Here is an 11,935-nt window from a genome sequence, read left to right on the forward strand (position 1 = left end):
AGGCCCCTGTTCCTCTCGTACTTAAACGAAATGGAACCGGGAACCTTTTGGAATCGAATATAGTTTGTTACTTACATATCCAACAAGCGAATTAGCTCATCTTCATCCTCAATGACCTGAATGCCTAACTGCTGCGCTTTAGCCAGCTTACTGCCAGCTTTTTCACCAGCAATAACTAAATCCGTCTTCTTCGACACACTTCCCGACACCTTTGCTCCGAGTGCTTCCAGACGTTCAGCTGCTTCATCTCGGGTAAGCTTTTGCAAGGAACCGGTCAATACGACCGTTTTGCCACTAAAGAAGGAATCGGTACTAACAGGACGTGGCGCCTCAGGAGCCTTTGCTTCCACACCCAACGTCCGCAAGCGGGAAACATTAGCTACTACAACTGGGTCTGCGAAGAAGCTGACAATGCTCTCGGCGACAATCCCACCAATGTCTGGTAACTCAGCGAGCTCCTCGGCTTTGGCCTGCATCACAGCATCCAGATCGCGGAAATGATCAGCCAACATCTTCGTCGTTGCTTTACCTGTGTTAGGGATCCCTAACGCAAAGAGAAATGAAGCAAGATCTCTACCTTTGCTATCTTCTAAAGCTTGCAGCAAATTCTGTGCTTTTTTCTCACCAAAACGGTTCAGCTGTACAAGCTGCTCAAAGTTCAGTTCATACAGATCCGCAGAGTCATGTACATTAAGCTCATCATAGAGCTGACCCGCCGTCTTCTCACTGAACGTCTCGATATCCATCGCATCACGCGAAGCAAAGTGGGTGATCCGACTGATAATCTGCGGCCTACAATTCAGTTTATTGTTACAGAAAAGATGTGCTCCGCGCATTTCTAACGGATATCCACAAGCTGGACAATCCTCAGGGAAAATAATCTCTCCACCGTCATTCTCCTCTGTTACCTTGCCGAGAATTTCTGGGATAACATCATTGGAACGGCGAATAAAGACCCGCGAACCTAAGGCAAATTTCAAGTTTTTGCGCTCAATATCACCCACATTATTCAGGGTGCAGTTCTGAACGGTAACTCCGGCAAGCTCTACAGCCTCAACCCGAGCCAGCGGAGTCACTTTACCTGTACGACCTACATTCCAGCTAACAGACTCCAGCACGGTCGTCGTTTCTTCGGCTTCAAATTTATAAGCTACTGCCCAACGCGGGAACTTGTCAGTGTAGCCAAGCACCTCACGGATCCGGAAATCCGTGACCTTAATTACAGCCCCATCAATGAGGTAATCAAGACTCGAACGACTCTCCTCGATTCCAGCGAGCTGCTCAGTTACATCATCAAAATCATTGCAGTAGGTCAGGTATGGGTTCACTTTAAATTTGTTATTCCGCAGAAAATCCATCATTTCCTGATGGTCAGCGAACTCCGCGCCTTCTGCAAAGCCTACATTATAGAAAAAAGCGTTCAAACGGCGGTCCGCAGTAGTCTTCGGATTAAGATTACGCAGTGCACCTGCTGCTGCATTACGCGCATTCTTCAGCGGCTCTGCAGCCCTTGTATTATAATCAGCCAGCACAGACAGATTCATAATCCCTTCACCCTGAACCTCAATGACCCCATCCTTGAAGGGAATCGTCAATGGAACGGATTTGATGGTCTTCACCTGTGCAAGTATTCCTTCGCCAACTACACCATTGCCACGCGTTGATGCCTGTTCGAGAACACCATTACGATAGGTTAAATTCAGCGTCAAGCCATCGAACTTCAGTTCTACTGCATAACAAGGATCAGGAAGAGGGGTATCTGGATTCTTAAGATTGTATTCATTCACTAACCGGAGCACCCGGGTATTCCAGCTGCGCAGCTGTTCAATATTCTGTGCTTTATCCAGACTCCAAAGCGGTGCCAGATGCCGATGCGGCGTGAAGCCCTTAAGCAGCTCTCCACCTACACGTTGTGTAGGCGAATCCGGTAGTACGAAGCCACTCTCAGCCTCCAGTGCTACAAGCTTGTCGTATAAAACATCGTATTCCTTATCGCTGACTAGCGGTGCATCCAGCGTGTAGTAGTGGTAATTATAGTTATTTAATTCCGCAACAAGCTCTTCCATCACATGCATAGCATCCATGCAGGTACATCCCTCCGTCAATAAGTTTCCTAAAGTTAGCGTGGTCTAAATATCCGTTCGTTAATCGTTGTCTGCTATTATTCCACTTTGGTAATCGGCGCAAACCCCGCAAGCAGGCGTTTCACACCCACGGGAGCCGGAAAAGCAATCTGTAGCTCCGTGTCATTCCCACTGCCTTTAACAGATACAACGGTGCCCGTGCCCCATTTGCCGTGGGAGACCTTGTCACCCGCTTTGTAATCGCCAGCTGCTGCAGCCCCTGCTCCGGTAGCACGCTGTGCGCCTCCGGAGGTCACGGTCACGCTGCTCTTGCTTGCCGCCGCTGACGCCGTGCTTCCGCCGCCTGCCGGCGTAGCTCCGACGGCTCCGCCTCGGCCGCCAAAGTTCCCACGGCCACCGCTGCCGAAACCGCGTCCGCTGTAAGCACCGCCTGCCTCCGCGCCTCCGCGCTGGAAGCGGTCTTGAGTCTTAACGGTATCTTCCTTCAGTTCCTCCGGAATCTCCTCTAAGAAGCGGGACGGTTGGTTCGCCGTCGTCCGGCCAAAGAGCGTACGCATCCGCGCACAAGAGAGAAACAGTTGTTTCTCCGCGCGGGTGATCCCCACATACGCAAGCCGGCGTTCCTCTTCCAGCTCGTCGTTGTCCTGGAAGGCACGGCTGTGTGGGAACACGCCTTCTTCCATTCCGACGATAAATACCGTCGGGAACTCCAGACCTTTGGCGCTGTGCATCGTCATTAACACAACCGCATCACTACGATCCTCTTCATCATCGTTCACACTATCGATATCTGCGATAAGTGCAAGATCCGTGAGGAAGGAGACCAGCGACTTGTCTTCGTTGTTCTTTTCAAACTCCATCGTCACCGATAAGAACTCATCGATATTCTCTAGCCGCGAGCGTGATTCGAGTGTGTTTTCATTTTGCAGCTCCAAACGGTACTGGGACATCTCCAGTATTTTTTCCGTCAATTCGGTTACAGACAAGAACTCCACCATACGGTGTAGAGCTTCAATCATATCGTAGAACTCTACTAGCATATTCCGCGTCCGTCCAGCAAAGCCCAAATCATCGACCGTTTGCAGTACTCGGAAAATAGAAACACCACGTTCACCAGCAGCAGCTGCCAGCTTGCCAACCGTGGTATCCCCTAATCCACGCTTAGGAACATTAATAATACGCGTCAGGCTGATATCATCATCAGGGTTAGACAGTAAACGTAGATACGCCAACAGATCCTTGATTTCTTTACGATCATAGAACTTGATCCCGCCAACGATTTGATATGGAATATCTGATTTGATCAAAATTTCCTCTATTACCCGTGACTGAGCATTCGTCCGATATAGAATCGCGTGATTCTGGTAAGCTTGACCTTGCTTCACATTTTTGCTGATTTCTCCGGTTACAAAATACCCTTCGTCATGCTCGGAATCCGCCCGGTACACCTTAATCTTGGCGCCTTCCTCGGAATCGGTCCACAGCTTTTTCGGTTTACGGCCACTATTAAGCGCGATTACCCCATTGGCTGCATTCAGGATATTAGCGGTTGAACGGTAATTCTGTTCTAGCAGAATCGTCTTCGCTTCCGGATAATCCTCTTCAAAATTAAGAATATTTGTAATATCCGCACCACGCCAGCGATAGATCGACTGGTCACTATCCCCTACCACGCAAATGCGGTGGTGGCTGTCTGCCAGCATGCGGCACAACATGTATTGTGCTCTGTTCGTATCCTGATACTCATCCACATGGATGTATTTGAACTTCTTTTGGTAAAAATCCAGAACCTCGGGAACTTCCTTAAATAATTCGATAGTCTTCATAATCAAATCATCAAAATCAAGCGAGTTATTGCTTCTCAAACGCCGTTGGTACATTTTATAAACCTTGGCAACTAAACCTTCGAAATAATCACCGACTTTTTGCTCATACTGCGCCGGAGTAATCAGTTCATTCTTAGATGCGCTAATTATGGCCTGTACAGCTTTCGGTTCGAATTTTTTCGTATCAATATTCAGTTCCTTCATGCAATTACGAATTACTGATAACTGGTCTGTAGAGTCCAGAATCGAGAAGTTGGAAGTAAATCCAATGCGCTCAATATCCTTCCGCAAGATCCGAACACACATGGAGTGAAAGGTGGATACCCAAATATCTCTTCCCTCAGGTCCAACGAGCTTAGATACACGTTCCTGCATTTCCCTCGCAGCTTTATTCGTAAATGTAATCGCCAAAATCGCCCAAGGCGGCGCCTTTCGATTAGCAATCAGCCAGGCAATTCTGTGAGTCAGCACTCTCGTCTTCCCACTGCCCGCACCAGCCATAATCAAAAGGGGTCCTTCAGTAGTTTCGACAGCCTGCCTTTGTGGAGGATTCAATCGGCTGACCGCGTCTTGTATGTTAATAAGTTGCATGTGTAACATGCTCCTTTCTAAAAATGAAATTACAAATCATAAGTAGTCCATAAGCTAACCGCTAGTCGAACTGCTCTTGCACCGTCTTTTTAACAGCAAATACCGTACGAATTGCCTGCTCTACATCCCGATAAATAATATTGCCGACAACTACTGTATCACATAGAGCTGCTGCCTGCTCGGCCTCTGCCTCACAAGTAATGCCGCCTCCATAAAATAGTTGGGCTTGCTCCACCATCTCACGCACTATACGTACTGTCTCCATATCCCCAAATCTACCGCTATATTCAAGATAGACTATTGGCAGGGACATCAGTTTGTCCGCAACCTGGGCATACGCAGCCGCCTCTTCAGCATTAATGGTTGTCTCGGCCCCTGTAATCCGCGCAACTGAAGAATCACTGTTCAAAACGACGTAACCTTCCGTTAGCAGCTGATCCCATGGGATCATAAATCCATAACGCTCTATAGCTCGACGATGATGGCCTACAATCCAAGCTGGATCAGGTGTATTTAGCACCATAGGAATCATATAAAGATCAAATCCGGGTACAGCAGCTTCAAGTTCGGATACCTCGAGTGCACAGGGCAGCTCAAAACGTCTTACTCTTGATAAGAGATCTACTGTATTCTCATAAGTAACTCCTGTAGAGCCTCCTATCAATATGGCATCCGTGCCGGACAAGCAAACGGCCTCCAAATCCTCATCTGAAATCATACGATCTGGGTCCAACTTAAACACATGCCGCCAAGGTTTGATCATTTGCTGTACTGATTTCATGGGAATCATCCTTAATTGTCATTTGGGCAAGACAAAACACTCCTGCCGCCGCAAAAGATATAGATCTAGTCTATGCCAGCACAGGAGGTGTGTCAATTTAAAGCGAACAAAAATACGAACATTTTTTCGTATGTAAATTTGAGGTCCCCGCAAAGTACCTGAATACGCATCTGAGGAAAGCAGCACTTTGCAGGGATATATTAGTTGTAATGAGTGGAGATAAATTTCAGCGTATACCTCTGAGGTTATTAAAATCATTTTCAGGCACAAAATCACTATAAAATCCGTCTACACCCATACGAGATAACGCTCTAATCTCATCCTCTTCATCCACTGTATGAACGTATACACGAGCTCCGATATTTTTTAACTGTTTGACAAAACTCTTGGTGGCCCGGCTAACTGGCATCGTAATATCCACACCTGTTTTTTTAACAAACTCAATAACTTGTTCATCCGTATCCTTAGATTGGTACAGGGTGTAAAGCACTTCTGGAAAAGAATACACCTTATTGATCTCATCAAGCATCGGCTGATTGTAGATCTGTGGAACTATCCGCTCCAACAACGCTGGATCCCGACGCTGCGCCGCTTCGGTCAGCAATGTAAATTGCTTCTCTATAAGTTCCGGTTGGATTTCTTTGGTATCCGTAACGATATAAGCATCTGGATAATTCTGCATTAGATCAAGCACCTTCTCAATATCAAGCGGAGAGTATATATTCAGGATGGGGCTGTCCATAAATTCCTCGTAATCTAGTGCCACACCCTGTTTATTAGCAGGGAGAACCTCCAACTGACCTAAAAGCTTGCTCATATTGCCTGTCCATTCATGCCGAGCAACCAACTGATCATCCTTCGATAACAAAAAATCAACTTCAAATACGCGAGTTCCCCGTTCATAGTTAGCGACAAAGGCCTCCCAAGCATTGGTATACGTATATCCGTTAATTCCCCCCATGGCATGTGCAACGATTCTGTGCGCTTCAAACCCGCTCGCGGGTTGCTCTTCCTCTTTGTTCAACGTTATTACAAGAATCATTATTAGTGCGACAATCATTACTACGGTTGCAATAATCTTTTTCTTATTCATAGTTGTGAGTTTCCTTTGCAAAGTTTAGATTAGAAAATTAATACCCCGCTCTGCCAGTGGCAAAACGGGGTATTATTAAAATTTCACAAATCTAAATAAGTGCAGGTCTCAATATGCGTTTTTGTTAACGAAGCCGTTGCGAATCGTTTTGAAAATAATTCGAATATCGAACAGTAAGGACCAGTTCTCGATATAGAAAATATCGTGCTTAATCCGTTCCTCAATTGAAGTGTCCCCGCGCAGCCCATTGCTCTGTGCCCAGCCCGTAATTCCTGGACGCACATGGTGCTTCACCATATACTTCGGAATTTCATCACGGAATTGTTCTACATAAAATGGTCGTTCTGGCCGTGGGCCAACTACACTCATATGACCGAGTAATACATTAAAAAATTGCGGAAGCTCATCCAGACTTGTCTTACGGATAAAGGTTCCAAATCGAGTTCTACGAGGATCTTCCCGCGTACTCCAACCTGTATCCTCTTCCCCGTCCTGCTGCAGCTTCATTGAACGAAACTTATACATCATAAAATTACGCCGATTAAGTCCCACCCGTTCCTGCCGGAATATGATCGGTCCCGGTGAGGTAAGACGTACGCCGAGAGCTACGATCAGCATCACGGGAGATATCATAATAATAGCGAATAGAGAGAACACGATATCAAACAAACGTTTTGCCATCTTATTCCCCGTCATATCCAGTGGAATATCACGAACATTAATCATTGGCATACCTGCAAAGTTATCAAAGTAAGGACGCGCCGGTAAATAATCAAAGAAATCCGGAATAATCAATGTGCGTACCCCTGCTTTTTCACAGGCCGCAATAATCGAAGGATATTTAGAATGCGCATCGAGCGGCAAAGCAAGAATAACCTCGTCCACAGGCAGCATCTCCAGCATTCCGGATAACTGATCAACCGTACCTAGAATCGGTTTATAGCGCTGTTCTTCAATTCCATCCCAAGTATGATAGTCGTCTAAGAAACCAATAGCTTCATATCCGAGCTCTGGATATTGCTCCAAATTGTTGTAGAATCTTTTGCCGAGTGTACCAGCGCCGATGATAAGTACGAACTGGCGGTTCAATCCTTTTTCGCGCAAAGATTTAAGCATCTTCTTCAACACATAACGGTAAAGCATAATGGAAAGAACGTTAAATCCCATATAAATAGCCAGATATGTACGGGAGATATCAATTTCTTTCACGAAAAACATTAGACCGAGCAGGATGAAGATGCTCATGATATGCACTTGGAAAATCTTAATAAATTCATCGACAAAACGTTTCTTACGCTTAGGCAAATAAAGCGATAAAAGGATACCGATTAAGACAGCTACTCCGCCATAGATCATACTCCAATAAGCGTACGACTCTACGGGTAGAGGATTGTAAAATTCCATCCATCCACTCTTAAACTTAAGCCACCAAGCCGCCAAAAAAGACAGCTGAATGACAATGAAATCAGCAACCATATAGAGCTGTGTCAAAAATTTCTGATTCCGCCGAATCATAATCTCACCTCAGTATTCTTATCGTTACGAGTGCCTGTTTCAGGGGCAGAGCTAAGACTCTGTGCAGGTGATGGAACTGCTTTAGGAAAGATTAGGGCATTCCGCAAAAGGGACAGAGCAAACTTCATACCAACACCAGCATATACTGTTCCATTTATAATACTGTTGTACTTCCTACTATAATGCTTACGATGAAATAAAATCATTGCCCTGTGAAATTCATAGACGATCTTGAACGGTCTACGTCTGGCACTGCCGCCTTTGAGATGTACGATGGAGGTCTTCGGATAATAATAAATCTCCCAACCAGCCTCTTTAATACGATAGCACCAGTCTAAATCCTCACCGTACATAAAAAACTCTTCATCTAATCCGCCGACCTGATCAATCGTCTCCCGCCGCAGCAGCATAAACGCACCCACCAGACAATCTATCGGGTAATCAAGATCAGGGTCCAGATAACCTAACTGATAACCGTTAAACTTCGGTCGATCCGGAAACAACTTACTGAAACCAAAAGCATAATAGAAGGAAGCTGAAGGTGTAGGAAATCCTCGCTTACACGCTTTATCCAGCGACCCATCTGGCAAAATAATCTTACACCCTGACGCCCCAACATCGGGCCGACCATCCATAAAGGAGATCATCGTCTCCAGCGTATCCCTGCGTACCACCGTATCTGAATTGAGCAATAGTACATACCGTCCGGATGAAGCTTCCATCCCCTGATTATTTGCACGGGCAAAACCGACATTGTCGTTATTTGCGATCAACATGACACTTGGAAACTCTCTACCAATCATCTCTACTGAATCATCATGGGAATTGTTGTCTATCAAAATAATCTCATAGGAATAGTTCGTTTCTGAGTCATATACCGACCTGATACAGTCCATCGTCAGGCGACACGTGTTGTAATTGACAATAAGTATGCTTACATCTACATTCACTGCGTAACGCTCCTGACAAATATAGTAATCTACCGACAATTATTATAACATAAAACCTCCCTGAGAGGAGGTGACCTTTCAGGGAGGTTTTTCCAGATACTGTTTGATTTACGTGTTCTTTCGCTCTTTTACGATGGTCTGTATATATTTTCGTTTCTTTTTTAATGCTGGGAGCTGAGTGAAAAAGGATTTCCACGCTACGATTAACTTTGGCTCTCTCAGAAGCATATAACCATGCGCGGCAATTTCATAGGGAAGAGAAACCAAGATTGTCTTTAGCATAGTTCGAGCCGCTTCATTCTTGTAGATCATTTTGTAGCGATTAATGTAAGATATTCGCCGGATGAACATTGGTTTGGTACTACGGCCAGACGTTTTCCACCCACGTTCATGATACCCAATTGCCTCAGCATCATAATACCCCTGCCAGCCAAATAGCTGTGCTCTCCAAGCCACATCCACATCTTCCTTATATGCAAAAAAATCTGCATCAAAAAACTCCCCATCAACACTAACGTCTTCAATCATCCGCCGAGAATACATCGCCGCTGCCCCAGATACACCAAATACTGTCCCCGACTGTGTCCATTGTTCTGCTGACTCACCCGCACCACGGTCAAACGCACGACGTGCTTTGTTCATCCGAAGACCAGTGCTATCCACTAATCCGTGATCAGCCCTTAGCAAAAGCTTACCTGTGGCGCTGCCAATTAAAGGATTTTCCTCCAGCCGTGTAACTAATCTAGATACGTAATCCTTCGCTAGTATCAGATCTGGATTTAGGACAAGTACGTAGTCAGTATCTGTGACACCGATAGCTTTATTATGAGCATGCGCGAAACCAGTGTTACATAAGTTCTGATATACAAACAATTGTAGGTCAGTGATTTCAGATGATTTTTTATCAATATTTAAAATTTTCTCATCCGGGAAGATAGCCATAAGGGGTTTACCCATAGGATCGAAAAAGCTTGATGCTTCTCTTAATTTCTCTATAGTATCATCTTCAGAGTCATTATCCACAATCACAATACTTTTTAGTGGATAATCCTGTGCAAGGACTGCCTTTAAACAACCTACAATATCATCAGTACTATTATATGTAACTAGTTGTACACTAACGGTTTTGGTAAGCATGATAATCCTCAGATCCTTATGATGTTGACATTATTCAAGAATTTTTTTCGATTTTGTTCTTATCAATAAAGAATGATATAAAAGGTGAGATGCCTCAGTGCCAGAAAAACTAAAATAGCTTCATAATAAATCCAAATTCTAAATAGAGCTTTTGACTCTGTTATAGTATTTAATAAAACAGAAAGTAAAGTCGCTAGTAGTATTAATAAGAGAATGTCAGTCGCATAAAAAACTCTATGCCCTGAGGCATATATAGTTGGTGAAAAACTAATAACAATACTTGAGGCTAAAGCAGCCATATAAAAGAGAACACTCACAATTGTTATCCTAGAATTTCCAAATAACTTCACAATAGACAAGGCAATACAAAGAAAAACTAGTAAGCCCAATAATATCGAAACATTCATACTTACTGATTTTGAATTATAATCACTGAATATTTTGGGGAGATCATATAAATTATCAAACATAGAAATTTTATTGCTTTTAATGAACATTTCAAGAGTTTGATCAAATGCCGTAGTAACATTCCCTGGTCTGCTTTTTGCAGAAATCATGCGTATACCGAAATATGCCACCGGTACTAAGGACATTATTCTATACATTATTCTTTTATTTTTTGTGAACATCAATATTGTAATGAGTAATGAGATTATAAACATTATAGAACTAGCCTCATTAACAAGATGCCAAAGACTATAAAACAACCCATAAAATAATTTCTTAAACAAGGAAAACGTTTCATATTCCGGGAATAATGAAGCTTCCGAGGCAAATCTTTTGACATTCCCAGGTGCTGTATAACCTATAATAGCATTAATTATGACAACTGCTAAAACAAGCATAGAAGGTATATGTATTTTCTTTTTCTTAAGAGCAGAAAGTAAAATTAGAATTGTGCTAAAAGTAATCACAATCGCAGCTATTTGCTCTGAGTATGCAGCATATATCCCAGCCAATAAATTAAAAATTATTAACTTATTATTATACTCCTTCTCGAAATAATTATAAATTATAGGAATTAAACTAAATAAACCAAGAGCAGTAGGCCAAAGATAATTAAAAGATCCAGTAACCCAAATGCTACCACTCCAAAAAACTGCATCAGGTAATAAAAAAATGGACAGGCAAATAGATATTATCAAGTATGTCTTTTTTTCTCTTCTATCTCCAGTTATGGCTAATACAATCTTATACATAGTTAAAAATAGCAAGATAAAAATCATGGTATTTAGTATTTTCCAAACAATTGGATCTAGAACTATTATACTTGTAAGGAAATAATTAATCATAATTCTGCCATTCCAATTTAAATAGTAATTTTTGACAAATTCAAAAGAACTCACATCAGTTAGAGCCTTTTTAAATTCAATATCATCTGAAATATTACTATCCACATGTAGATTCACTATAAACATAATAATTGAAAAAAATATAAACAGTAATGTAACATTATATTTATTGGAAAACTTTTTTATATGATCTATCATATGTCAAATCCTTTACGATTATTTTCTAAATACTAATAAACGCTGTCCTAAATAGTTCAAAATTGTATATAACCCCATACCGAATAACATTGCTAGTTGTTCATTAGTTTCTATTGAAAACTTTAAAGAAAGTAAATTTATAATTTCTAGTATAAGGCGCTTAGATATAAGAAAACCAACTAAATAAGATACTGAGCTTACTAAAAAGAATTGAAAAAATGATTTGTAGTCGAAGTTACCATATTTAAAAGTAAAGGTCTTGTTTAAGAAATAACTAATAACCCCACCAAATAAATAGCTCAATGCACTTGAACTCCAGTATCCAAATCCAAAGTAATTATACAACAGGAACATAGTGATTGCGCCCAAAATTGTATTAAATACACCAACGAGTAGGAACCTTATGAGCTTATTGTTAGTTAGTTTCATACATACCTCTTGTGTCTTTTCCACAACTATATTTTTCAT

At 42.6% G+C, this 11,935-nt stretch carries 9 protein-coding genes; all 9 read right to left on the minus strand.

Features of this window, described 5'->3' with window-relative positions:
* Positions 1-71: 71 nt before the first annotated feature.
* Positions 72-2,084, minus strand: a complete 2,013-nt coding sequence (ligA, locus tag MHI15_RS11370) for an NAD-dependent DNA ligase LigA (protein WP_076099629.1) — start codon at positions 2,082-2,084, stop codon at positions 72-74.
* Positions 2,085-2,161: 77 nt separating this feature from the next.
* Complete coding sequence (pcrA, locus tag MHI15_RS11375) at positions 2,162-4,501, minus strand: DNA helicase PcrA (RefSeq protein WP_340033736.1); 2,340 nt, start codon at positions 4,499-4,501, stop codon at positions 2,162-2,164.
* Positions 4,502-4,562: 61 nt separating this feature from the next.
* Complete coding sequence (locus MHI15_RS11380) at positions 4,563-5,282, minus strand: heptaprenylglyceryl phosphate synthase (protein WP_139330100.1); 720 nt, start codon at positions 5,280-5,282, stop codon at positions 4,563-4,565.
* Positions 5,283-5,508: 226 nt separating this feature from the next.
* On the minus strand, positions 5,509-6,375 hold the full coding sequence (locus MHI15_RS11385; protein WP_076307488.1) for a phosphatidylinositol-specific phospholipase C/glycerophosphodiester phosphodiesterase family protein: 867 nt from the start codon (positions 6,373-6,375) through the stop codon (positions 5,509-5,511).
* Between the two features lie 108 nt (positions 6,376-6,483).
* Positions 6,484-7,890 carry an undecaprenyl-phosphate glucose phosphotransferase gene (locus MHI15_RS11390; RefSeq protein ID WP_076179706.1) on the minus strand — a complete coding sequence of 469 codons (1,407 nt, stop codon included), beginning with the start codon at positions 7,888-7,890 and terminating at the stop codon, positions 6,484-6,486.
* Complete coding sequence (locus MHI15_RS11395; RefSeq protein ID WP_249267659.1) at positions 7,887-8,786, minus strand: glycosyltransferase family 2 protein; 900 nt, start codon at positions 8,784-8,786, stop codon at positions 7,887-7,889. Before MHI15_RS11395 ends, MHI15_RS11390 begins: the two co-directional genes overlap by 4 nt.
* Positions 8,787-8,948: 162 nt before the next feature.
* Positions 8,949-9,977 (minus strand): glycosyltransferase family 2 protein, encoded by a 1,029-nt coding sequence (locus MHI15_RS11400; protein ID WP_341164419.1) that lies wholly within the window; start codon positions 9,975-9,977, stop codon positions 8,949-8,951.
* A 62-nt stretch (positions 9,978-10,039) separates the two neighbouring features.
* Positions 10,040-11,467, minus strand: coding sequence for a DUF6056 family protein (locus tag MHI15_RS11405; protein ID WP_076179704.1), 1,428 nt, complete (start codon positions 11,465-11,467; stop codon positions 10,040-10,042).
* An 18-nt stretch (positions 11,468-11,485) separates the two neighbouring features.
* Positions 11,486-11,935, minus strand: a complete 450-nt coding sequence (locus tag MHI15_RS11410; RefSeq protein ID WP_081383742.1) for a GtrA family protein — start codon at positions 11,933-11,935, stop codon at positions 11,486-11,488.

The sequence above is a fragment of the Paenibacillus sp. FSL H7-0918 genome (genome assembly GCF_038007025.1).
Taxonomy (GTDB): domain Bacteria; phylum Bacillota; class Bacilli; order Paenibacillales; family Paenibacillaceae; genus Paenibacillus_AQ; species Paenibacillus_AQ odorifer.